This window comes from Sanguibacter gelidistatuariae, assembly GCF_900096585.1.
Lineage (GTDB): Bacteria > Actinomycetota > Actinomycetes > Actinomycetales > Cellulomonadaceae > Sanguibacter > Sanguibacter gelidistatuariae.
Genome location: NZ_FMYH01000001.1, coordinates 242,421 through 266,118, shown reverse-complemented (window position 1 = coordinate 266,118; position 23,698 = coordinate 242,421). Strand labels below are relative to the sequence as shown.

Sequence of the window (23,698 nt, the reverse complement as noted above, 5' to 3'; positions counted from 1 at the left end):
GCAACTTCAATGAACAGAGTACAGGCATCTGGCCCTGATGGCTAGAGGTGTCGGTCACATGGTTGGCTGGGCGGGGTCTGCGGGTGCGTCGGAGACCGGAGATACGGGCTGGTCAGCGGGCCGGGAATCGGTTGAGCACAGGCCGATGAAGGCGCCCAGCTCCGCCAGGGACGACGGGGTGGTCGGCAGGAAGTCCGTCAGGGCCGGGGACCGGACGACGATCGCGGCCCACTGCCCGCGCGAGACCGCCACGTTGACCCGGTTGCGCGAGAGCAGGAAGCTCATCCCACGGGGCACGTCACCGGCCGAGGACGCCGCCATGCTGACGATGACCACGGCGGCCTCCTGGCCCTGGAACTTGTCCACGGTCCCCACCCGCACGCCGTCGAACCCGGCCGCGCGCAGCTCGGCGGTGATCAGCGCGCGCTGGGCGTTGTATCCGGCGACCACGAGCACATCGCCGGCGTCGAGCGGGCGCGGGGCCGCGCCGTCGGCCGGGGTCCAGGCGTTCCCGAGCAGCGACCCGACCTGGCGGACGACCTCGGCGGCTTCCTCGGGGGAGGCGACCGAACGGCCTCGGTGGGCGACCTCGACGACGTGCACGCCGGGGGCCAGACCCTCCAGGTGGCGCGCCGCCGGAGCCTCCTCGCTCGTGAGGCGGCCGGCGTAGGAGAGGCGGGAGATCGGGGCGCACAGGGCGGGGTGCATGCGCCAGCTGCGTTCGAGGAAGTAGCCGCGGTCGGCCGGCAGGGCGTCCTGACCGCGGGCGATCCAGCCCAGCGCGGACGTGTCTACCGGCTCGGGGTGGGTCCCCTGAGTCACCTGGGGGAGCTGCTGCGGGTCGCCCAGCAGCAGCAGGTTCTGCGCGGCGAGGGACACTGCGAGGGTGTTGGCCAGGGAGAACTGCCCGGCCTCGTCGATGACGAGCAGGTCGAGGGAACGCCGCCCGATCTTGGAGCCGTTGGTGAAGTCCCACGCCGTGCCGCCGATCACGCAGCCGTGCTCGCGGTGCTCACCGAGGAACTTGCCCTGCTTCTTGTCCGGGATGGACGTCCAGGCGTGCGGGGAGTCGTCCACGGGCTTCTTGCCGACGCGGTAGCCGGGCACGCCGGCCTCGACGATCGTGTCGAGCAGGTGCTCCACGACGGCGTGCGAGGGCGCGACGACGCCGACGTGCCAGCCGCTGCGCACGAGGCGCTCGATGACCCGTGCGCCGACGAAGGTCTTGCCGGTCCCGGGCGGGCCCTGGACGGCGAGATAGGAGCGGTCGAGGGCCCGCACGGCCGCGGTGATCGCGCTGATGTAGGCGCCCTTGCCCGAGCCCACGGGAGGGAGGCCGGCGGGGCCGTCGGTCTCGTCGAAGTCGGAGTCGTCCCCGTCCTCCGCGCGCAGCTGCGGCGGCATCCGGCGGAGCAGGTCGAGCGCGGACTGGGCGGGGAAGGACCCCGACGGCGACTGCAGGGTGCGCAGCGCCACCTGGGCGAGCTCACGCACCGCGCCCTCGACGAGCCCGGTCGGCACGGGCCGGCCGGGGCCGACCGCCATCGGCAGCTCGGCATAGGGCTCGAGCTCCTTCTTGAGGACCTCCTCGACGACGACCATGTCCCGGCCCTCGCCGTCCAGGCCCACCCAGAGCACGGTCGAGCTGCCGCTGACCTGGCGGATGCCGCCCGCGGGCGCCTCGAGACCGGCGGGCAGCGGCGCGTCGTAGATGCACCACACGCTCGACCCGGCGGTCAGGGCGCTGCCGGTCGCGAGCGTCCCGATGAGGGTGACCTCGCGGCGCAACGACCGCTGGGAGCCCTCCTTGTACCAGTCCCGCTTGAGTCGCACGTCGTCCGCGACGAGTACGTCGCGGGTCGCGGACCACTCGTCGGCGGGGGCGGTCAGCCGGTCGAAGTGCTCCCACCAGAACGGCTTGTCCTCGCGGCGGTGGTAGCCGAGGGCGGCGCCGAGCATGAGCAGCGCCTGGTCGTCGTCGGATCGGTCGGCGTGGGCAGCGGTCGCGGCCGGCCCGGCCAGCTCCAGGAGGGCATCGAAGAGCGGGTCAGCCTCGACCGGCTCGTCGTCGTGCTCCGGCTCCGCCTCGCTCGGCTCCCGGGGTTCGACGCCGTTCTCGGCGCCGCGGGCCAGCAGCCAGTCCCGCAGGCGCAGGGTGGACAGGCAGTCGTAGCGGTTGTAGTCCGCGATGAGCTCGAGGACCTTCTCCGCGGCCGGATCGCCGGCCTCGCGCAGCGCGCACGCCCGGGCGTACTCGGTGATCGAGTCCGCCGCGTTGTCCAGGGCCTCGTCGCGCCGGACGTCGCCCATGTACAGGGGCTCGAGCTTCTTGATCGAGTACGAGGGCTGGGAGACGCGCACGCTCTGGCGGACGGTCGCGTAGAGGTCGACGAGCACGCCCTCCCGCAGGAGGTCGTCGAGCTGTTCCTCGCCGACGCCGTGGCGGCCCACCAGCCGGCGCAGCGCCGTCACCTCGTAGGGGGCGTAGTGGAATACGTGCATCGCGGGGTACGCCCGACGCCGTTCCCCGACCAGGGCGAAGAAGTCCAGCAGGGCCGCCCGCTCCTGGGCGCGGTCGTGTGCCCAGAACGTGCGGAACGCTCCCGGGGAGCCGTCGGGGGAGTCGGCGTCGTGCAGGCCGAAGAGGTATTCCAGGCCCCAGTCGCTCGAGCCGCGCTCGGCCCACAGCGGGTCGCCCTCGAAGTCGAAGAACAGGTCGCCTGCGTTCGGGGAGGGCAGCGCGGAGAGGGCCTCGGTCGCGAAGACGACGGCCTGTACGTCCGGGCGGCCGTCCGGCAACGACGGACGGGTGTCCTGGGCGACCTGGAGCGCGGCCTGCTCGCGCAGCACCGCGAGGGTGCGGGCGCTGATCCCGGGGACCGGACCCGCGCTCGTGGCGAGGGCGTCGATCGTGGTGAGGCCGGCGTCGCGCAGGCGGGTGCGCTGGGCGATGGTCAGGCCGGCGACAAGCAGCGGGTCGCGGCGGGCCGTGACCTCGTGGCGGCAGTCCGCGCACGTTCCGCAGGCCAGGTAGCGCTCGTCGTCCCAGGTCACCGCGTCGGGCTCGGCGCGGTGGGTGTCCAGGAGGGTCTCGAGGCGGGCCCGGCGCTCGCGGTAGACCGGCAGGATGTCGCTCAGCGCATGCTCGGAGTAGGACGCGTCGCCTAGGACGAGGCGCAGCTTGGGCGCGACCGGGATCCCGGCGGCGAGCAGCTGGTCGGCGTAGGCGGCGAGCTGGAGCAGCGCGGTGACCTTCGCGCGGCGGGCGAGCTTGGCGTCGACGACGGTGATCTGGGCGGTGACCTGGGCCGTGACCTGGGCCGTCTCGACGGCAGTCTCCGCGTCTGTCTCCGCGGTCGGGGTGGTGCGGACGAGGAAGTCCGGCCGGCCGAGGAAGCGCCCGTCGAAGAGCGTCCCCTGGGAGACGACGTCGACCCCGGCACGCAGGTACGCCACGGTCTGGGCGTGGGCGGCCCGCAGGTCGGCTGCGGTCTCCCAGTTCCCCCCAAGATGCACGACGCCGTGCGCTCCGCCGTCCGCGCCTGCGGGTGCGTCGCCGGAGGTGATGGGCTCCGCGACGGGCGCGCCGTCGTCGGGCAGGGGCGGCGTGTGGTGGCCGAACTCGGCGACGTAGCCCGCCAGGACCCGCGCCTCGTGGGCCAGGCCCAGCTCGGCCGTGCGCTCGAGCATGGCGTCGGGGGAGTCGGCCGTCTCCGGTCCTCCGGCCGCCCGGCCGAGCCGGCGGTCGAGGGTGCGCAGCAGCGCGAACTCACAGGTCGAGGCCAGGGTGAGGTCGCTCGCGCTGGAGATCAGGACGTCGTCGAGCAGGAACACGGGGCCTCCCGGGCCAGGCGGGGGTGGGTCAGGCAGGGGGTGGCGCGGGTGAAACAGGTGGGTGAAGCTGGTGGGTGAAACAGGTGGGTGAAGCAGGTGGGTCAGGCCGGAGGTGACAGGACGAGGCCGAGCAGCGCCCCGTCGTCGGAGAGCTTCTGAAAGCCGATGTGCGCGTAGAAGCCGGTGGCCTGGGTGTTCGTCGTGGAGACACCCAGGTGCACGCCCGGGGCGCCGGCGGCGCGCAGCGCGTCGAAGAGCGTCGTGAGCAGCCGCCGTCCGTTGCCGCCGCCCTGCCCGCGGGGGACCAGGTCGATGTGCAGGTGCGCCGGGAAGCGGTCGAGGGTCGCCGGATCGGAGTGGTGCTCGCCGTGGATGTTCGCCACGAGGTTCGCGTCGTAGGACCCCTCCGGGAAGGTGCCCAGGGGATAGCGCGCGCGAAGCTCGGGCCACCACTCGCGGTCGAGCGTGGCCTCGAAGGCGGCGGTGTCCGCGGTGCCGATGACGTAGCCGACGACGCTCGCGGCGTCGTCGGCGTCGGCCTCGGGGTCGACCACGACGAAGGCCAGCTCGGGGGCGAAGCGCAGGTAGGCGCCCAGGTAGATCTCGCCGAGCAGGCGCGGCTCGGTCGTGCGGGCCGTCGCGTCACCGCCGTCGCTGCCGGTGAGCAGGCAGATCTCGTACAGGCGGGCGACCTCGGCGGGGTCGTCGGTGCGCGCCGGACGGATGGCGAAGGGGGACGCCTGCGAGGGGGTCCGGGTGGTGGACTGGTCGACGTCGGGAAGGGGTGAGGTCACACTGAGCAATCTACTGTGGATGTATGACACACCAGATTCCCTCCATCACCCTCAACAACGGCGTTGCGATCCCCCAGGTCGGCTTCGGGACGTTCTTGGTCGCCGAGGAGGACACCCAGCGGGTCGTCGAGTCGGCTTTCGAGGCGGGCTACCGCCACATCGACACCGCCGCCGGCTACTACAACGAAGCCGGTGTCGGCGCCGCGATCAAGGCGTCCGGGCTGGCCCGCGAGGACGTGTTCGTCACGACCAAGCTCCGCAACGGCGACCAGGGCTACGAGTCGACGCTCGCGGCCTTCGAGGCGAGCCGCGCGGCCCTCGACCTCGACGTCGTCGACCTCTACCTCATCCACTGGCCATCCCCCGCGCGCGGGCTCTACGTCGAGACGTGGCGCGCCTTCGAGAAGCTCCTGGCCGACGGCGCCGTGCGCGCGATCGGCGTCTCGAACTTCCTGCCTGAGCACCTGACGACGCTGCTGGAGAGCGCCGAGGTGGTCCCCGCCGTCAACCAGATCGAGGTGCACCCGACCTTCCAGCACGCCGCGACCGTCGCCGCGTCGCGCGCCGCGGGTCTGGCCATCGAGGCATACAGCCCGCTCGGACGCGGGGCGGACCTCGAGTCCGACGTCGTGGCAGCCATCGCGGCCGCACACGGGGCGACCACGGCCCAGGTGGTGCTGCGCTGGCACCTGCAGCAGGGCACCATCGTCATCCCGAAGTCGAACAACCCCGAGCGGATCGCGGCCAACCTCGACCTCTTCGGCTTTGAGCTCAGCGCGGCCGAGGTTGCGCTGATCGACGGGCTGGAGTCCGGGAAGAGCCTGGGGTCCGACCCGGCGACCGCGGAGTTCTCGCAGTTCCGCTGAGGTGGGCGCTCGTAGGTGCGCTGACCTGAGGTGAGTACCTGTGCCCGGTCGAGGTGGTTGACGCCTCGGCTGGGCACAGCTGTTTCTGCAGGTGACCTTGCTGGCCCCTTAATGAGAATGGTTACTACTATCTGTTAGTGTGACGACAGCTCTTGAGCTCCCCGTCGACCTACCTGGAAGGAGAGGGGACCGCTGCGTCCGCGCACGGTCACCCGTCCCTCGAATGACTCTCACCACCTTCGCTCGCCCCACCGGTCTGCGCTCCGTCGCGCTCGGCCTCGCTCTCCCGCTCGTGCTGCTCGCCGGTTGCTCGTCGGCGGCCGACGAGGCCCTGCCGACCGTCGCGGCCGACGACGCGCCCGCCACGGACGAGGAGACGACCGCCACCGAGGCCGCCACTGACACCCCGCGCCTGGTCATCACGTACGAGGGCGGACTGCAGGTCCTCGACGCCACGACCCTCGAGACCGTCTCCTCGATCGACCTCGCCGGCTTCAACCGGATCAACGCCGCGGGCGACGGCCGCTCGGTCCTCGTCTCGACCTCCGGCGGCTTCCAGGTGCTCGACGCCGGCACGTGGGCCGAGCCGCACGGCGACCACTCGCACTACTACACGGCTGAGCCGAGCCTCGCTCAGGTGAGCTTCGAGGCCGAGAAGCCCGGGCACGTCGTCGCGCACGAGGGCCGCACGACCCTGTTCGACGACGCGACGGGCGACGTCGTCGTCTTCCACTCCGCCGAGGTGGCCGACGCCGACCGGGCGACGCGTGCGTACACGGCGCCGTCCGTGCACCACGGCGTGGCTGTCGAGCTGACCGACGGCCGCCTCATCGTCTCCGAGGGCACCGCCGAGGCCCGCACCGGCATCCGTGTGTTCGACCTCGAGGACGTCGAGATCGCCAGCAGCGACGAGTGCCCGGGTGTGCACGGTGAGGCTGTCGCCGCCGACGAGGCGGTCGTGATCGGCTGTGAGGACGGTGCCCTCGTCTACGCCAACTGGGTCGTCTCCAAGGTGACCAGCCCGGACGCCTACGGGCGGATCGGCAACCAGGCCGGCTCCGAGGCGTCCCCGATCGTCCTCGGCGACTACAAGTCCGACGCCGACGCCGAGCTCGAGCGGCCCACCAGGGTGTCGCTCATCGACACCCGCACCGCCGAGCTCACCCTCGTCGACCTCCCGTCGAGCTACTCCTTCCGCTCCCTCGGGCGCGGCGACGCCGGCGAGGCGCTCGTCCTGGGGACCGACGGTCAGCTGCACGTGATCGACCCCGAGACCGGGACGCTCACCCGGTCCATCCCGGTCATGGCCGCGTGGGAGGAGCCCGAGGAGTGGCAGGTCGCCCGCCCAGCGCTCACCGTGCTCGACGGCTCGGCGTACATCACCGACCCGTCGACTCGCACGATCTACGCCGTGGACATCGAGACCGGTGAGGTGTGGAACAGCGTCGTGCTGACCGTCACGCCCAACGAGCTGACCGGGGTGTCCGGCAAGGCAGGGGTGGTGCGCACGGACGTCGACGACGCCGACGAGCACGCCGACGAGCACGAGGGCCACGACCACGAGAGCGACGAGCCGCACACGGACTGAACCGTCCCGCCGACCGGAGAAGGAATATGTCTCACCTCCACGCCCCGCGCAGTGCTCTCCGGCGGTCCCTCACGGCGACCGTGCTCGTCGGCGCGCTCGCGCTGCTCGCCGCGTGCTCAGGTGCGCCGCAGCCCTCGGGGGCCGACCGGATCGACGTGCTCGCCTCGTTCTACCCGCTCCAGTTCGCCGCCCAGGAGATCGGCGGGGACCGGGTGTCGGTCTCCAACCTCACCCCGCCCGGAGCCGAGCCGCACGACCTCGAGCTGTCCCCCGCGGCGGTGCGCACGCTCGGGGAGGCCGACCTCGTCGTGGTCCTGTCCGGTATGCAGGCCGCGACCGACGAGGCGGTGGCCCAGCTCCGCCCCGAGCACGTGGTCGACGCCGCCAGCCAGCTCGACGGTGAGAGCATCGAGGCGACCAGCCTCGACCCGCACTTCTGGCTCGACCCCATGCGCATGGCGGCCCTCGGCCACGAGATCGCCGACGAGCTGAGCGCCATCGACCCCGCGCACGCCGCGGAGTACGCGCAGCGGGCCGACGACCTCGAGCGCCGGCTCGGCGTGCTGGACGCGGAGTTCTCCGAGGGCCTCGCGCAGTGCTCTGGCGCCACCCTGGTGACCTCGCACGAGGCCTTCGGCTACCTCGCCCAGCGCTACGATCTGCACCAGGTCGGCATCTCGGGCATCAATCCCGACGTCGAGCCGGCGCCCGCGCGGCTGCGTGAGGTGCGCGCCGTCGTCGTCCGTGACGGGGTGCGCACGCTCTACTTCGAGGTGCTGGTCAGTCCCAAGGTGACCACCGTGCTCGCCGAAGACCTGGGCGTCAGCGCTGCGGTGCTCGACCCGCTCGAGGGGCACGCGGACACGTCGGCTGACTACTTCACGGTCATGCGGGCGAACCTGGCGGCGCTGACCTCAGGACTGGCCTGCGGTTGAGAGAGCGTCGGCCTCCGCGGCCTGGAGCAGTGCGGCACCCGGCGCGGGACGCAGCAGCACGAGCGCGACGTCGTCGTCTGCCGCACCCGGAGCGAGCCGGGACAGCACGTGCTCGCTCAGCGCGTCCAGGGTCAGACGGTGCCCGCCGGCCAGGGCGTCGATGAGGAGATCCATGCTCACTGGCATCGGCTGGCCTCGTCGCTCGATGAGGCCGTCGGTGTAGAGGAAGAGGGTGTCTCCCGCGCCGAGCGTCGTGCGATGGTCAACACGGTCGACCGTGGTGATGCCCATCAGGAGGTCGTTGGCGGTCTGGAGCAGCTCGACCTGACCGTCGCCGCGGACGACGACGGGGGGCGGGTGGCCGGCGTTGGCCCACTGGATCTGGCGGGTGCCGTCCGGAGCAGCGGGGTCGATGCGCGCGAGCACGACGGTAGCCGTCACCGACGGACCCAGTTCGAGCCCGCCGATCGCCCGGTCGGTGCGCTCCAGGACGCGCGCCGGGCTGAGACCGGTGTCGAAAGCGATGGCGCGGATCAACCCGCGCAGCTGGCCCATCGCCGCGGCCGCGTGGTGGTCGTGGCCGGTCACGTCGCCGATGACGAGCATGGTGGCGCCACCGGTGGTCTCGAAGGCGTCGTACCAGTCGCCGCCGATCTGCAGGTCTGAGGCCGCGGGCTGGTACCGGACGGCGATCTCCAGGTCGCTCGGCTCCGGCGGCGGGGTCAGCATCGACCTCTGCAGCGTCATCGAGGACTCACGCACGCGTTGTGCACGCAGCTCAGAGAGCTCGGCGCGGGCGCGGAGGTAGTCGACCCGAGTCTGCTGGGCCAGGGTCGCGCTGAGCGCGGCACCGACGGCGGCGGAGGTGACCATGAGGAAGGAACGCTGGGCCGCGTCGAAGGGACGGCGCAGGTTGGCCTCGAGCACGAGCACCCCCGTGGCAGAGTCGTCGTGCGGGCGGGCGAGGGGAGCGATGAGGATGGAGCTCACGACAGAGTGCTCGCGTGAGGACAAGACGTGGGCGACTGTCTCGGGGTCCACGTCGTCGACGAGAGTGGTGTCGCTCGCCGCTGCGAGCACCAGGCCGGAGTCGGCCGAGAGGTAGAAGGCGCACCGGGCGAGGTCTGGGCTCTCGCCCAGCACGTCCACGACGAGGGTGGCCAGGGACTGCGCGTCGCCGCGGTGGTCTGCCATGGCCATGTGCAGGGCGTCGATCGTCTTGAGCCGGCGACGGTCGAGCACGTGCTCGGTCGTCTCCATGGCGATGTCGAGCACGCCTGAGACCTCGCCCGCGTCATCGAAGAGCGGGCTGAAGGAGAAGGTGAACGTCGTCTCCTCCTCGAAGGACGAGCGGTTCATGATCAGGGGAGCGTCGACCGACCAGGTCGGGCGGCCGTGGGTGAGGACGGAGTCGAAGTGCGGTTCGAGGTCGTCCCAGATCTCCTCCCACACGCACCGGGCCGAGGCGCCCAGGGCGGTGAGGCGCTTGTCGGTGCCGAGCATGTCGCGGTAGGCGTCGTTGTAGATCATCGTCAGCTCTGGCCCCCAGGCGATCATCACCGGGAAGCGGGTGCTGTAGCAGAGCTTGACGGCCTGGCGCAGCGACGCGGGCCAGGTGCTCATGGGGCCCAGCGGGGTGGACTCCCAGGGGAACTGCATGGCGGCCGTACCCATGACGCTGCTCTTCGTCGCCGCAGCGAACCACTTGGACTCCACGGCCCAACAGTAAAGGGCGCAGACTCCGGCGGCTACGCAGGTCAGCCGCGCAGCCGCGCGTATTCCGCCGAGGTCAGCGGGAGGACCGTGCCGTGCTTGACCTTGCCGGGGAAGGAGTAGCCCTCGACCGGTTCCCAGCGCTCGGCGTCCGGGGAGGACGCGTGGAAGGGAACGTAGCCGCGGTCGGCGCCGGTGTACTCGTCGACCCAGAGGTACCACTCGCCGTCGGTGAAGGACTGGAAGGCCAGCGGACCCTCGACGATCCCGGTCTCGGTGCCCGCGGTCACGGACGTCGAGGCGGGCTCCCAGTTCGTGGCGTGCAGGTCGTCGGAGCGTTCGGCGAAGACGATCCCGGCGGCCTCGTCCTTGACGAAGCGGACGTAGCTGACCGCTCCGTGGGCGGGGGTGGCGCCAGGGGCGACGGCGTTCCCGGCGGCGTCGACCGCGATCACGAGGGCGTCGATCGTGGAGAGCGTGGGGTGGCCCCAGTCGACCGGCTCGGTGAAGGTCGTGAAGTCGCGGGTGTGGCAGGCGAGCAGGCGGTGCCGGCCCTCGCGGTCGTGGCCCGGGTCGTTGGGCGCGTAGATGCGCGCGGACCAGATGAGCAGGAACGCGTCGGCGGCCGCGTCCCACACGGTCTTGGGCGCCCAGGCCATGCCGGCCGAGCGCGGGGAGATCTCGACCTGGCGCTGCGGGCCCCAGGTCACCAGGTCGGCGGACTCCCAGACGTTGATCTTGCGGCTGCCGTGGCGGCCCAACCAGTCCCAGAAGCTCCCGTGCAGCCCGGGGCGCTCGGTCCGGCGGATGTCGAGGTCCGTCCCGAGCAGGTAGAACGTGCCGTCGGGGGAGCGAACCAGGTGCGGGTCGCGGATGCCTCGCTCGCCCATCGTCGACGTGACGATCCCGTCGCCGCCGTTGAGCGGCGTCCAGCGCGTCGGGTCGGCGCCGTCGGAGAGCATCGCGTGGATCTCATGGGTCTCGTCGGAGTGGGCGACCATGACGTATCCGGCGTAGCCGGAGTCCGTGTCGGCGCCGGGGGCCGTTGGGCTGACGGCGCCGACAGCGCCGACAGCGCCGGCGGGGTCTGCGGGTCCGGCGGCGGTGCGCGCGGGGCTGGCTGCGTCGTCGGGCAGGGGGGTGGGCGTGGTGGGGGTCACGAGGTGTCCTAGGGTTGCGGATCGTCCGGCTGATGTGAACGCTAACAAATCCTCGCCTCCACCAACACCCCCACTCGGCTGCTGAGTGCACGAAGATATACGCGACACGCCGGGGCGACATGCGCTATTTCGTGCACTCAGCGGAAGGGCGGGGGGCGGGGTTGGTGGTTAGCGGAAAGGAGGAGGCGGGGAGAGGAATATCCACCCGTGGGACTACAGACGCGGGCGAAGTGGGACCTATAGGCTCCCCGTGGCGCGTCGATGCGGCGTGCGAAGGCCCTCGCCCAACGGTGTGATCTGGGGATACGTATGACAACTGCAATCGCTCCACCCGACGTCGACCCGGCCTCGCTCGCGGTCAGCACGCGCGGTCTCCGCAAGACCTACCGCACTCGGCACGGCCGCCAAGTCGCCGTGCAGGGACTCGACCTCGACGTGCCGCTCGGCGGCGTGCACGGCTTCCTCGGCCCCAACGGCTCCGGCAAGACGACGTCCATCCGGATGCTGCTCGGCCTCATCCGCGCGGACTCCGGGACCATGACGATCTTCGGCCAGACCGTGCCCGAGGCGCTGCCCGACGTCGTCGCCCGGATCGGCGCGATCGTCGAGCAGCCCAAGTTCTTCCCGAACTTCTCCGCCCGCAAGAACCTCGACCTGCTCGCCGGGGCGATCGGCGTCTCGGCATCCGACGTCTCCAAGGTGCTCGAGGAAGTCGGCCTGACCGACCGCGCCAAGGACAAGTTCCGCACGTACTCCCTCGGCATGAAGCAGCGCCTGGCCATCGCCGCGACGTTGCTCAAGGACCCGGACCTGCTGATCTTCGACGAGCCGACCAACGGCCTCGACCCCGCGGGCATCCGCGAGATCCGCACGACCATGCGCTCCCTCGCCGAGCGCGGCAAGACCGTCCTGGTGAGCAGCCACATCCTCGCCGAGGTCGAGCAGGTGGCCGACACGGTCTCGATCATCGGCCGCGGCACGCTCCTCGCGAGCGGCCGCGTCGCCGACCTCATCGCCGGCACGACGACGACCGTCCGGGTCGGCGTCGCCGATCCGATCACCGCCCGCCAGGTCCTCCTCGAGGCCGGGCTCACGGTCCGCGCCGAGGGCGGCCTGCTCCTGGTCGACGGCGCGGCGAACCCCGCCGACATCACCCGGCGGCTCGCCCACCACGAGCTCTACGTCAACGAGCTGGTGCCCGTGCGCGCCGGGCTCGAGTCGGTGTTCCTTGAGCTCACCGCCGGTCAGGGGCCGGGGACGCACATCGTCACCCCGGACGACGCCGTCCTCGCCGGCGCTGGACCCAGCCGCCGCTCGCGTAAGGGAGAGACGAAGTGATGCGCCTGTTCAGGGTCGAGCTGACCCGCTTTCGGAGTCGTCGGATCAACCAGCTGGCCGTGCTCGGGATACTCGGGGTCATCCTGGTGATGCTCTACGGCTCCTGGCGCACCTCCGTACCGCTCTCCGACGTCGAGAAGGCCCAGATCCAGGCGCAGTACGACGCCTCCGTCAAGGACTGGGACGAGAACAAGGACGAGTACATCGCCTCCTGCAAGGAGCAGGAGGCCGCCGACCAGGAAACTAGCCCGGATGTCGACTACGGCTGTGAGCAGGGCGGTCCCGGGGACATCGAGAGCTGGATGTACGGTCCGACGCCCTTTGCTGAGAGGGCGGATCGGGTCCTCCCTGACTACGGACTGCTGATGGTCTTCGGAGCCTTCGCGATGGGCGTGAGCTTCATCGCCGCCGAGTTCTCCAGCGGAGCGATCGGCAACTGGCTCACCTTCGAGCCGCGTCGAGGAAGGGTCTACGGGACCAAGGTGGGCGCGTCGGGAATCGCGGTGATACCGATCGCCCTGGTCACGGGTGCGATCATGGTCGGCGGGACGTGGTTGGCCTACTCCCTGAATGACAACGTCGGGACGATGACCGGTGAGATCTGGAGGGACGTCGGAGCCGGCGGGATCCGACTCCTGCTCTTGACGATCGGATTTGCGATGCTCGGCGTCGCGGTCGGGACGATCGTGCGGCACACCGCGGCCGCCGTCGGGATCCTCGTCGGGTACGCGATTGTCGTCGAGGGAATCCTCGGGAACACCTTCGAAGGGCTGCGGCCGTGGCTGCTCCAGCTCAATCTTCAAGCGGTCCTCAGCAACGGCACCTCATATTGGGAGACTGTCTGCGAGTCGGGCCCGACCGGACAGGTCTGCCACGGCATCGAGAAGACAGTCTCCCTCACCAACGGCGTGGTGACCCTCTCGGTCGTGCTCGTTGTGGTGGTCGCCGTGGCCGCGCTCGTGTTCCGCCGCCGGGACGTCAACTAGGACCGGACCGGCTCGGCCAGCTAGTGCGGCGCCTCCGTACGGGGCGTGCTCTTGACTCCAGGGCGTGCGTTTGAACGCACGTTCCGTAGTCAAGAGCACGCCCCGTACGTGTTGGGGAGCCGGGGTCGGGGTGGCCTGACCGGCCGGGCGGCCGGGTTCAGCCGACCTTCGCCTCGCGGGCGAGGCAGTAGGCGAGGGTCTCGCGGATGGCGGCTGGGACGTCGTCGGGCAGGTAGCCGAGGGCGGCCATGGTGGGGGCCGGGTCGCTGACCGCGTGGCGCTCGCTGAAGCGCGCGGCGTCGAGCATGTGGATGCCGTGCTCGACGCCGGTCGCCGCGGCCTCGGCGTCGAGCTTCGCCATGGTCGGGGCGAGGGCCTCGAAGGGCACGCAGGTCACGGCGCCCGGATCGCGGCCCAGGGCCTCGCAGACGAGGCGGTGGAACTCGACGTAGCTGAGGTCGTAGCCGTTGATCGGGTAGCGCCCGCCGTGCGCGCCCTGCTCCATCGCGCCGACCGCGGCCTGGGCCACCTGGGTGACCGTGACCGACGACGTCGACCCCTGCTGCACAGCGACCATGTCGCGCTGACCTCGGACGATGTCGATAAACATCTGCCAGAGGGGCGTGCGGCCGGGCATAGTGCCGAAGATGTACGGCAGGCGCAGCGACGTGACGTCCATGGCGCCGTCGCCCTCGAGGTAGGCGATCTCCTCCTGGGCCAGGCGGGTGCGCGGGTAGCCGTTGTGGGTGCGGTAGCCGAGGTCTGGCCACAGCTCGGCAAACTCCGCGGTGTAGCTGTTGAAGAGCACGAACTTCTTGACGCCGGCCGCGCGGGCCAGACGCACGATGCGCTGGACCGGCAGGACGTTCTGTTCGTAGAAGAAGCGGGCGGCGGGGGCGGGCGGGGTGATCCGCTCGTCGGCTCCTGCGGCATAGATGATCGCGTGCTTGCCGGCGAGGATCGCGCTGAGCTCGGCGTCGGTGAGCGCGGTGATGTCGGCCAGGATGTTCTCGACGTCGGCCGGGAAGAGGTCGTCCACAGGCATGGGTGGCAGTGACAGCGACGTCACCTCGTAGCCTCGCGCGAGCAGCTCGAGGGTGGTGTGGAAGCCGAGCAGTCCGGTGCCGCCGACGACAAGTGCCCTGGTCATGATGTCCTCCGTGAGGTCGATCCGATGAATTCATCGTCGCCTGCGTGAAAGCGGTTGCGGCGGGGCCTTGGTCCCGTCGGAGGCAGCATTCCCGTGTCCCCTCGCCGCCGGTCACCGCGCGCAATCACTTCGCCCGACGGAGAATCGAGAGGTCGGAGTCATCCACGGTGACGTCGCCCTACGCAGCCAGCCCCGCGGGCGCTGACGCGCAGCTGCCGCACCGGCCTGAACCGACTCGGACGACACCTGCTGGCCCGTGCTCGACCTGATTCCTTCGACGACTGATCGGATGGGAGATTCGCATGTTCCTGAGCCTCTACGAGCAAGAACGGCTGATGGTCTACACGGCGGCAAAGCTGGCGTTGGAACGAAAGGCCCGGGGACTGAAGCTGAACCTCCCGGAGGCCACCGCGATCATCACGGCCTTCCTCCTCGAAGGTGCGCGTGACGGGGAACGCGTGGCGGACCTGATGGAGAAGGGCAGATGCGTGCTCACTCGTGACGACGTGCTGGAGGGGATCCCGGAGATGCTCGCCCAGGTGCAGGTCGAAGCGACGTTCCCGGACGGCACCAAGCTCGTGACCGTGACGGGACCTCTGCAGTGACGAACGACGAGAAGAACCCGTTCGAGAGCGCGGCACACACGCCCAAGGACCACCCGACGAAGCCGATCCACCCATCCGATGCGCCGGGGCGCGAGTACCCCGACGTCGTCGCGGACGACAGGGGATCGCACCGGTCGTCCGGCATGTCCGGGCCGAGCGAGCCGCGTCGGCCCGGGAGCGGCGGGCGACAGGCGCCTGTCCGGCAGTCGTCCGCGCCGCCGACCGAACATCCGATGATCCCCGGCGAGATCCTCATGGCGGAGGGCGACATCGAGATCAACGTCGGCCTCGAGGTGACGACCTTGCGGGTGGAGAACACAGCCGACCGGCCCATCCAGGTGGGGTCCCACTACCACTTCGCGGAGGTCAACGCCGGGCTGGCATTCGACCGGGCAGCCGCCTGGGGCAAACGTCTGGACATCCTCTCGGGAGGCTCGGCCCGATTCGAACCGGGGGCAGTCGAGGAGATCCAGCTCGTTCCGATCGGTGGCAGGAGAATCGTCGAAGGGCTTCGGGGACTGTGCGGGGGTGAGCTCGATGGCTAGGTTCTCTCGTTCTGAGTACGTGGCCTCGTTCGGCCCCACCACGGGTGATCGGATTCGGCTTGCCGACACGAACCTCGTCATCGAGGTCGAGAAGGACCTCGGCTTCGGCGGCGACGAAGCGGTCTTCGGAGGCGGAAAGTCCATCCGTGAGTCCATGGGACAGTCCTCCGCCACCCGCGCCGAAGGAACGCCGGACCTGGTCATCACGGGTGCGGTCATCCTCGACCACTGGGGCGTCATCAAGGCCGACGTCGGTATCCGAGACGGCCGCATCGTGGCGCTGGGGAAGGCCGGAAACCCCGACACCATGAACGGGATCCACCCCGATCTCGTGATCGGCCCGTCGACCGAGATCATGGCCGGGAACGGGCTGATCATGACCGCGGGCACGGTCGACACCCATGTGCACTTCGTCGGTCCTGACCTGCTCGAGGTCGCCCTGGCGAGCGGGACGACGACGGTCGTCGGGGGCGGGACCGGGCCGACCGAGGGGTCCAAGGCCACGCTGACGACCCCCGGGGCATGGTGGATGCAGCGGATGCTCGAAGGATTCGACCCGTGGCCCATCAACGTCCTCTTCCTTGGACGAGGCAACACCGTCTCCAGGGAGGCCCTGTGGGAGCAGCTCCGGGGCGGCGTCGGAGGATTCAAGGTCCATGAGGACTGGGGTGCCACCCCCGCGGTGATCGATGCCGCACTAGGTGTCGCCGACGAGTCCGGTGTCCAGGTCGCGATCCACTCCGACACCCTGAACGAGGCGGGCTTCGTCGAGGACATGCTCGCCGCGGTCAACGGCCGCACGTTCCACTCGTACCACACGGAAGGGGCGGGGGGCGGGCACGCTCCGGACATCATCCGGATCGCCAGCGAGCTGAACGTGCTGCCGGCGTCGACCAACCCGACCCGTCCGTTCACGGTCAACACGGTCGATGAGCATCTCGACATGGTCATGGTCGCCCACCACCTGAACCCGCAGATCCCCAATGACCTGGCATTCGCGGAGAGCCGCGTGCGCGCCGGGACGATCGCGGCCGAGGACGTCCTCCAGGACCTCGGGGCGCTCTCGATCATGTCCTCCGACGCCCAGGCCATGGGGCGGGTGGGTGAAGTGGTCATCCGGACGTGGCAGACGGCTCATCAGATGAAGAAGATCAGAGGTTCCCTCCCCGGCGACGGAGCCAACGACAACCTGCGGGCCCGCCGGTACGTGGCGAAGTACACGATCTGCCCCGCCATCGCACACGGGCTCGACCGCGAGGTCGGCTCGATCGAGGTCGGCAAGATGGCCGACCTGGTGCTGTGGCAACCCGCCCTCTTCGGCGTCAGGCCGACCGTCGTGTTCAAGGGAGGAGTCGCCGCGGTCGCGGCTCTCGGGGACCCGAACGCCTCCATCCCGACCCCGCAGCCCGTCCGGGAGCGGCTCGGTTTCAACGCGCACACGCGAGCGGCGGCAGCTACCAGCGTCGCCTTCGTCTCCGAGGTGGCCATCGAGGACAACCTCGCTGAGCGGCTCAACATCGACCGCAAGCTGGTGGCCATCCAGAACACCCGCAGGCTCACCAAGATGGACATGCCCGAGAATACGGCGATGCCAAGGATCGAGGTCAACCCGGACACCTACGCCGTGAAAGTCGACGGCGAGCTCATCGACCATGAACCCGCCGACGACCTGCCGATGGCCCGACGCTATTTCCTCTTCTGATGCAGCCCACCGCCCGCACCCTGCCGGCCCTGCTGCTCCTGGCCGACGGCCGTTTCCCGGCCGGTGGGCATGCACACTCGGGAGGTTTTGAAGCCGCCGCGCAGCGAGAGGGGATCGACGACGTCGACGCGCTGGAACAGTTCCTGCTCGGTCGCCTGCACACGGCGGGGCTCCTCGCGGCCGCCTTCAGCTCCGCGTCGTGCCACGCGTTCGCCCGGTCGATCGAGGTCACGGGCGGGTCAGACGTCGGGGACCGACTCGACCGCTACGACCAGGAGCTCTCCGCCCGGACGCCCTCGCCGGTCCTGCGTGTCGTCTCGCGCAGGCTCGGCCGGCAGGTCATCCGGGTCGCGCGCCGAGTCTGGCCGTCCGAGGCTCTCGAACGCCTCGCGAAGGTGCCGGGCGCCGGGCTGCACCAGCCGATCGCCTTCGGAGCCGTCGCGGCCGCCGCCGGCCTGAGTCCCGAGATCTGCGCGGTCGCGGCGGCCCAAGAGTCGATCGCAGGTCCGGCGACGGCGTCGGTCCGGCTGCTGGGCCTCGATCCCTTCGACGTCAATGCGACTCTTGCCCGTCTCAGCGACGAGGTGGGGCGGGTGGCGGCCGACGGGGCCGCATACGCCGCGTCACCCCCGGAAGACCTCCCGGCCCGCGCCGGCTACCTGCTCGACATATCCGCCGAAGCTCATGCAACCTGGGAGGTAAGACTCTTTGCCAGTTAACGCTCACGACCACGACGGCCACGACCACAACCACGGCACCGCATATGCGCTCGAATCGAGCACGGAAGGCGCGAACACCCTGAGGGCGGCCCCCGAGCACGTCCATGTCGACGAACAGACTCCTTTGCCGCCGAACGCGAAGCGCGCCCTCCGGGTGGGCATCGGCGGCCCGGTCGGTTCGGGGAAGACGGCGCTCGTCGCCGCGCTCTGCCGGACCCTCGCCGACGAGCTCCAGATCGCCGTCGTCACCAATGACATCTACACGACCGAGGACGCCGACTTCCTCCTGCGCAACGGCGTGCTCCCGTCCGAGAGGGTGACGGCCGTCGAGACCGGGGCCTGCCCGCACACGGCGATACGGGACGACATCTCCACGAACCTTGAGGCGATTGAGGAGCTGGAGGAGAAGCTCCCGCCGCTTGACCTGGTGCTGATCGAGAGCGGGGGCGATAACCTGACCGCCACGTTCAGCCGCGGGCTGGTCCACCAGCAGATCTTCGTGATCGACGTCGCCGGCGGTGACAAGATCCCGAGGAAGGGCGGCCCGGGGATCACCACGTCGGATCTGCTGGTCATCAACAAGACCGACCTCGCCCCCTACGTCAACGCCGATCTCTCGGTCATGGAGCGCGATGCGGCTCACAAGCGCGGCCAGCTGCCCGTGCTGTTCACGTCTCTGACCGAGGATCCCGCGGCGACCGCCGTCGCCGACTGGGTCCGTTCGAAGCTGGCAGAACACAACCGCTGATGCGCGCTCATGCTCGGCTCCGGGTTGAGCTCGAACGCGACCGGTACGGCGGCGCGACGACGCGCGTGCGACGGCTTCGCTCCGAGGGGCCCATCTCTCTGCGGCCGACGAACGAACTGTTGCCCGGGTGGGCGCAGGACTGGGGAGCGAGCGCGCAGGAGGCCGCGACCGTCCGGTCGATGGCGGCGGCCGCAGGACCCTTGGGCGGGGACGACTGGACGCTGGAGATCGAGGTCGCCGAGGGGGCCACGCTGCTGCTGGGCGCGGTCGCCGCGACGATCATCCTGCCCGGTGTGCACGGCGGGGAGTCCCGCAGCGACGTCACGATCTCCGTCGCGCAGGGCGGAACCCTCATCTGGCTCCCCGGTGCGCAGATCGCCGCACGCGGCTGCCGTCACGTGGCCTTCAACCGGATCGACCTGGCCGAGGGGGCGCGACTCTACGCCCACGAAGAGATCCTCCTCGGGCGCCACCGGGAAGACCCCGGAAGCTTCCGGCAACGCCTCCGGGTTGCCCGGGAGGGAGTGCCGCTCTACGACCAGGAGATCGCCGTGGGGCCAGAGTCTCCCGGCTGGGCGAGCACCGCCGTCACCGGACGACGCCGAGCCCTCGGAACGATCCTCGTCGTCGACACGGACGCGGAGCGTCTGGATGTGCTGCGGGTCGCCGACCCGTCCACGAACCCTGACACGGCGGTCATGCGGCTGGACGACACGGCCGCGATCGTGACGAGCCTCGCCCAGGACCTCACGCAGCTTCGTCAGAACATGGGCTCGGTCGACCGCTGGCCGCGCGGCGGAGGGCTCTCCGCCGCGAGCGAGGGGGCGCGGGAGCTGAGGACCGAGATGGTCCTCTGAGCACCCGCGGGTCGAGAAGGCAGGACCGGCTGGCTACTCGCAGCCGATGCCGTCGTTGTCGCGGTCGAGGTGCTTGCCGTAACCGGGGTCGCCGCGGTAGACGGGTGCGGCACCCGCGTCGCGGGCGGCCGTGCAGTTCTTGTAGTAGACGTCCGACGGAGCTTCCGGGGCCGGCGCGGGCGGGGCCTCGACGGGTGGAGCGGGGACGGGTGGAGCCGGGACGACGGGCGCCGGCTTCGGCGCGGGTGCGGGCGGCGGTGTCGTGACGACCGGCGCTGGCTCGGGAACCACCACGGGCGCCTCGGGGACCGTCGACCCGGCGGGCAGCGGCTCGGCCGGGCAGGTCGAGAGCACCGCGACCATCGCGTTCTGCTCTGCCTCGGTCACCCACAGGCCGTAGGTGTACTTCACGCCGACCTGGCGGGCGACGTACACGCAGCGGAACGCCTTGTTCGGCGGCAGCCAGGTGGCGGTGTCGCCGTCACCCTTCTGGGAGTTGAGCGGGCCGTCCGCAGCGAGCAGGTTGAGCGGGTCGTTCGCGAACTTCTCCCGGGTGGCGGCGTCCCACTGCTGGGCGCCCTTCTGCCAGGCGTCGGACAGCGCGATGACGTGGTCGATCTGGACCGCGCTCGACGTCTTCTCCCCGCGCTCGAATCCGATCGTCGTCCCTGAGTACGGGTCAGCGAAGGTCCCGGTGAGCACGACGCAGTCCTTGGTCCCCGGCTTGTAGGTCACGGCTGTCAGGTCACGGGTGAGGATGTCGTTGCGGGTGTCGCAGCCGTTGCGGTCCGTGTCGGCCCAGCGGGCTCCGAAGTTCGCCCGGTCGTATCCGGTCTTGGGCGCGCGTCCCTTGACTGTGAGCAGCAGCGCGGTGGCCAGGGCCGTCTGCGGGGTGGCCTGCTGCGCGGCCGCGGCGACGTCCACCGTGTCGGGCAGCTCGGGGGCGGCGAGGTTCTCCGTGCCACTGATCGGCTGGTCGCCATCGGCCACCTCGATGACGGTGGCGTCCGGGGCCGGCTCCGCGGGAGTGGGCGTGGCGCTCGCAGTGATGGACGTCGTCGGGCTGGCCGACGGCGAAGGGTCGGCCGGGGAGGCTGTGCTCGCCCCGGCGAGCGCGACGACCGCGCAGGCGGCGATCGCGACGGAGGACGCGCGGCGGGTGGTCCGACCGAGCCAGGAATGCCCGCGGACGGCCGCGACGATGAAGGTGATCAGCAGGTAGAACCCAGCGCACATGGCTGCCGAACCGGCACCTCCTGCGGCACCGACGAGCGTCACGAGGGCGAGCCCCCCGAGCCCGATCCAGAACGTGGGACCGCGGCGAGTGCGGGGGCGAGCAGCAGACATGGTGTCCTTCGTGGGTGACGGCGACGCGGGCGAACGGGCGGAGGCCGGGTCCACTGTAGGTGTCGGCGGTCCAGGGACGAACCTCAAGGGGGTGTGCGGGTGATCTCTGGCCGAGGCGGACCGGAACAAAGCCCGCTACGCTAGGGTTAGTTGAAGCATCAATTACTTCGCCGGACCAACAGGAGAACCCGATGAGTGCACTCGAATTTGGCATCGACACGTTCGGTGACACCACCCTGGCCGACGACGGCACCCCGCACTCCCACGCGCAGGTGATCCGCAACGTCGTCGCCGAGGGCGTGCTCGCCGACCAGGTCGGCCTCGACTTCATCGGGATCGGCGAGCACCACCGCCCCGACTACGCGATCTCCACGCCCGACGTCGTGCTCACCGCGATCGCCGCGCAGACCGAGCGGATCCACGTCGGATCGGCCGTGACCGTGCTCAGCTCGGACGACCCGATCCGGGTGTTCCAGCGCTTCTCCACGATCGACGCGATCTCGAGCGGGCGCGCCGAGGTGATCCTCGGACGGGGGTCGTTCATCGAGTCCTTCCCGCTCTTCGGCTACAACCTCGACCAGTACAACGAGCTCTTCGAGGAGAAGCTCGACCTCTTCATGAAGATCCGCGAGCAGCAGCCCGTCTCCTGGTCGGGGACCGTCCGCCCGCCGCTCGACGGCCTCGACGTGTACCCGCACCTGGAGTCCGGGCTGCTCAAGACCTGGATCGCGGTAGGCGGCAGCCCCGAGAGCGTCATCCGCGCGGCCGGCCACGGGCTGCCCCTCATGCTCGCGATCATCGGCGGCGACCCGGTCGCCTTCAAGCAGTTCACCGACCTGTACCGGCGGGCGCTCGGCGAGTTCGGCCAGGCGCTACAACCCGTCGGGGTGCACGCGCCCGGCTACGTCGCCGAGACCGACGAGCAGGCTCTGGAGGACTCCTGGCCGCTGATCGGCAAGTACTTCTCCAAGATCGCGCTCGAGCGCGGCGGGCGAGCGATGGGCGAGGGCCAGTTCCGGGCGCAGGTTGGCCCGGAGGGCGCGTACTTCATCGGCTCGCCCGAGACGGTCGCGAAGAAGATCGTCCGTGTGGTCAAGGCCCTCGAGCTGGACCGCTTCGACTTCAAGTACGCCAACGGCCCGATGGCCCACTCCAAGCTCATGTCGAGCATCGAGCTCTACGGGACGAAGGTCGTGCCGTTGGTGCGGGAGATGCTGGCCGACGGCGGGCGTTGAGCCTTCCTCGGAAGGTCGACCCCGGCTAGCGATGCCGACGGGAGGCGGCGATCACGCGGCGAATCCCGTCGAGCAGGGCCCGCAGCTCGTGCTCGCCGACCTCCGCGCCGACGGCGTCGGCCCAGGCGTGCTGAGCGTCGCGAAGCTGCGCGACGGTCGCGCGACCTTGCTCGGTCGGCTGGAGCAAGTTGGCCCGACGGTGCTGCGGGTTGGGCAGGTACTCGGCCCACCCCTTCTCGACGAGTCCGTCGGCGGTGCGCTGGACGCTCTGCCGGGCGAGGCCGAGCCCGACGCGGCGCGCGATCTCGGCAACCGGCAGGGCCTCGTCGAGGGTAGCGCCGAGGACCTGCCACCCGGCTGGGGTCAGCCCGACTGGCAGAGCGATCTCGCGCGCGGCGGCGAGGAACTCGCCGTTCAGCTCGAAGGCCGGCAGCACAAGCTCGGTCAGGGCGTCGCCGGCGGGCGAACGTGGAGTCACTGGTCCGCCTGCTGCAGCTGCTCGAAGTATTTCTTCTCCCCGGTTGTGTACAGGCCGTACCAGGCGTCGAGGGTGGCGGGGTGGAAGAGGTCCAGGTGCTCGAAGACTGCCCGGGCGAAGTCGATCGGCGCGGTGGCCGGTGCGGTGATGACGCCGCGGTCCGAGACGGTCGTGGTTGCCTGGTACCGGTCAGCGGCGGTGTATTCCGCGGCGTGCGCGAGGAACTCGGGTGCGTTGCTCGTGTGGTCGCGGTCGTTGAGCAGCCCGGCTCGGGCCAAGCCCAAGGTGGCTCCGCAGATCGCGGCGACCAGGATGCCGCTGTCCTTGCAGTCGCCCGCCAGACGCAGTGCTGCCGCGTGGCCCTGGCCCCAGGTGTTCGCCCCGGGCAGGACGAGGGCCGCGATGTCCCGCGTGTCCAGGTCGGCCAGATCGGAGTCGGGGACGATGGTCAGGCCGCCCATGGTCGTCACGGTGCCAGCAGAGCCGTCCGCCGCGACCACGAGGGCGAGGTCCCCCGAAGCGACCTTGCCGGACATCGCCAGCCCGGCGGTGAGGTAGCCGTACTCCCAGTCCGCCATCGTGGCGGTTGCGTACAGGACGATGGTCTTCATGAGGTCTCCTTGATTGACAGCGTACTGTCAACTGTGAGGCATTGACAGCGTGCTGTCAATGGGCGGTCTGACGCGACGCGAGCGTCCGTTCACGGCAGACGTAGCGCTCGCCCAACTCGTGAACGGCTCGCCGAGCTCGTGAGCTACCGGACGAATTGCGTGACAAACGGTCGTCGTTCACGAGTTGGGCGGATGGCTCACGAGTTCGGCGGGGCTGGCCGTGGCTCGGCGGTCGACGCGTGCCAGCGCGCTGGTCCCGGACGTCCTATCGCCCCCCGACGTCCCCGGAGACGCACCGGACCGGATCGTGTACGTCATCGAACCCGCGCGGAGGACGTCCCAGGGGTAGGCAGCCCGGCAGAGGGAACATGGCTACCCGCTCGCCCGGCCGGCACTCAGCCGGTCGCCCAGCCCGGTCGCCCGACCTGGTCGCCCGACCTGGTCGCCCCCTCGATAGGTGCACTGTTTCCGCCCTCTTTCGGGTCGA

20 protein-coding genes are annotated in these 23,698 nt (G+C 70.5%); 12 read left to right on the top strand and 8 right to left on the bottom strand.

Annotated elements, in window-relative coordinates:
- Positions 1-54: 54 nt before the first annotated feature.
- Positions 55-3,834, bottom strand: coding sequence for a TM0106 family RecB-like putative nuclease (locus BLQ50_RS01225; protein ID WP_093180588.1), 3,780 nt, complete (start codon positions 3,832-3,834; stop codon positions 55-57).
- Between the two features lie 101 nt (positions 3,835-3,935).
- On the bottom strand, positions 3,936-4,628 hold the full coding sequence (locus tag BLQ50_RS01220; protein WP_245700824.1) for a GNAT family N-acetyltransferase: 693 nt from the start codon (positions 4,626-4,628) through the stop codon (positions 3,936-3,938).
- Positions 4,629-4,651: 23 nt separating this feature from the next.
- Between BLQ50_RS01220 and BLQ50_RS01215 the strand changes: the two genes are divergently transcribed.
- The 3 genes from BLQ50_RS01215 (at position 4,652) to BLQ50_RS01205 (ending at position 8,017) form a co-directional block, all read left to right on the top strand.
- On the top strand, positions 4,652-5,494 hold the full coding sequence (locus BLQ50_RS01215) for an aldo/keto reductase (RefSeq protein WP_093180587.1): 843 nt from the start codon (positions 4,652-4,654) through the stop codon (positions 5,492-5,494).
- Between the two features lie 223 nt (positions 5,495-5,717).
- Positions 5,718-7,082 (top strand): zinc metallochaperone AztD, encoded by a 1,365-nt coding sequence (gene aztD / locus BLQ50_RS01210; RefSeq protein ID WP_245700823.1) that lies wholly within the window; start codon positions 5,718-5,720, stop codon positions 7,080-7,082.
- A 26-nt stretch (positions 7,083-7,108) separates the two neighbouring features.
- Entirely contained in the window at positions 7,109-8,017 is a 909-nt protein-coding gene (locus BLQ50_RS01205) for a metal ABC transporter substrate-binding protein (RefSeq protein ID WP_093180585.1), read from the top strand.
- Here the strand turns inward: BLQ50_RS01205 and BLQ50_RS01200 are convergent.
- Both BLQ50_RS01200 and BLQ50_RS01195 read right to left on the bottom strand, forming a co-directional pair.
- Positions 7,997-9,733: a PP2C family protein-serine/threonine phosphatase gene (locus BLQ50_RS01200; RefSeq protein ID WP_093180584.1), complete on the bottom strand. Its 1,737-nt coding sequence runs from the start codon at positions 9,731-9,733 to the stop codon at positions 7,997-7,999. The genes BLQ50_RS01205 and BLQ50_RS01200 overlap by 21 nt on opposite strands.
- Positions 9,734-9,774: 41 nt before the next feature.
- A complete protein-coding gene (locus BLQ50_RS01195) occupies positions 9,775-10,890 on the bottom strand; it encodes a glycoside hydrolase family 43 protein (RefSeq protein ID WP_093180582.1) in 1,116 nt (371 codons plus the stop codon).
- Positions 10,891-11,199: 309 nt separating this feature from the next.
- Here BLQ50_RS01195 and BLQ50_RS01190 point away from each other — a divergent pair, with 309 nt between their 5' ends.
- Both BLQ50_RS01190 and BLQ50_RS01185 read left to right on the top strand, forming a co-directional pair.
- Complete coding sequence (locus BLQ50_RS01190) at positions 11,200-12,228, top strand: ATP-binding cassette domain-containing protein (RefSeq protein WP_093180581.1); 1,029 nt, start codon at positions 11,200-11,202, stop codon at positions 12,226-12,228.
- Positions 12,228-13,214 carry an ABC transporter permease subunit gene (locus tag BLQ50_RS01185; protein WP_093180579.1) on the top strand — a complete coding sequence of 329 codons (987 nt, stop codon included), beginning with the start codon at positions 12,228-12,230 and terminating at the stop codon, positions 13,212-13,214. Before BLQ50_RS01190 ends, BLQ50_RS01185 begins: the two co-directional genes overlap by 1 nt.
- Before the next feature lie 157 nt (positions 13,215-13,371).
- On the opposite strand, the gene BLQ50_RS01180 is transcribed toward BLQ50_RS01185, so the two are convergent.
- Entirely contained in the window at positions 13,372-14,364 is a 993-nt protein-coding gene (locus tag BLQ50_RS01180; RefSeq protein WP_093180578.1) for an NAD-dependent epimerase/dehydratase family protein, read from the bottom strand.
- 302 nt (positions 14,365-14,666) lie between these two features.
- On the opposite strand from BLQ50_RS01180, the gene BLQ50_RS01175 reads away from it, so the two are divergent.
- The 6 genes from BLQ50_RS01175 to BLQ50_RS01150 are packed head-to-tail and all read left to right on the top strand — an operon-like array spanning position 14,667 to position 19,540.
- The gene (locus BLQ50_RS01175) at positions 14,667-14,969 is read left to right on the top strand and encodes an urease subunit gamma (RefSeq protein ID WP_093180576.1); all 303 of its coding nucleotides are present in this window, start codon (positions 14,667-14,669) and stop codon (positions 14,967-14,969) included.
- Positions 14,966-15,514: an urease subunit beta gene (locus BLQ50_RS19255; protein ID WP_342672037.1), complete on the top strand. Its 549-nt coding sequence runs from the start codon at positions 14,966-14,968 to the stop codon at positions 15,512-15,514. The genes BLQ50_RS01175 and BLQ50_RS19255 overlap by 4 nt, the downstream gene beginning before the upstream one ends.
- A complete protein-coding gene (locus tag BLQ50_RS01165) occupies positions 15,507-17,216 on the top strand; it encodes an urease subunit alpha (protein ID WP_093181599.1) in 1,710 nt (569 codons plus the stop codon). The genes BLQ50_RS19255 and BLQ50_RS01165 overlap by 8 nt, the downstream gene beginning before the upstream one ends.
- Positions 17,216-17,935, top strand: a complete 720-nt coding sequence (locus BLQ50_RS01160; RefSeq protein ID WP_093180575.1) for an urease accessory protein UreF — start codon at positions 17,216-17,218, stop codon at positions 17,933-17,935. The genes BLQ50_RS01165 and BLQ50_RS01160 overlap by 1 nt, the downstream gene beginning before the upstream one ends.
- Complete coding sequence (ureG, locus tag BLQ50_RS01155) at positions 17,925-18,683, top strand: urease accessory protein UreG (RefSeq protein ID WP_342672036.1); 759 nt, start codon at positions 17,925-17,927, stop codon at positions 18,681-18,683. Before BLQ50_RS01160 ends, ureG begins: the two co-directional genes overlap by 11 nt.
- Positions 18,683-19,540, top strand: coding sequence for an urease accessory protein UreD (locus BLQ50_RS01150; protein WP_093180573.1), 858 nt, complete (start codon positions 18,683-18,685; stop codon positions 19,538-19,540). Before ureG ends, BLQ50_RS01150 begins: the two co-directional genes overlap by 1 nt.
- 33 nt (positions 19,541-19,573) lie before the next feature.
- Here BLQ50_RS01150 and BLQ50_RS01145 read toward each other — a convergent pair whose 3' ends face one another.
- Positions 19,574-20,887: a GmrSD restriction endonuclease domain-containing protein gene (locus tag BLQ50_RS01145; protein WP_245700822.1), complete on the bottom strand. Its 1,314-nt coding sequence runs from the start codon at positions 20,885-20,887 to the stop codon at positions 19,574-19,576.
- Positions 20,888-21,078: 191 nt separating this feature from the next.
- Between BLQ50_RS01145 and BLQ50_RS01140 the strand changes: the two genes are divergently transcribed.
- On the top strand, positions 21,079-22,122 hold the full coding sequence (locus tag BLQ50_RS01140) for an LLM class flavin-dependent oxidoreductase (RefSeq protein WP_093180572.1): 1,044 nt from the start codon (positions 21,079-21,081) through the stop codon (positions 22,120-22,122).
- A 25-nt stretch (positions 22,123-22,147) separates the two neighbouring features.
- Here BLQ50_RS01140 and BLQ50_RS01135 read toward each other — a convergent pair whose 3' ends face one another.
- Positions 22,148-22,600 (bottom strand): MarR family winged helix-turn-helix transcriptional regulator, encoded by a 453-nt coding sequence (locus BLQ50_RS01135; protein ID WP_093180570.1) that lies wholly within the window; start codon positions 22,598-22,600, stop codon positions 22,148-22,150.
- Entirely contained in the window at positions 22,597-23,211 is a 615-nt protein-coding gene (locus BLQ50_RS01130; protein ID WP_093180569.1) for a DJ-1/PfpI family protein, read from the bottom strand. Before BLQ50_RS01130 ends, BLQ50_RS01135 begins: the two co-directional genes overlap by 4 nt.
- Between the last annotated feature and the right edge of the window lie 487 nt (positions 23,212-23,698).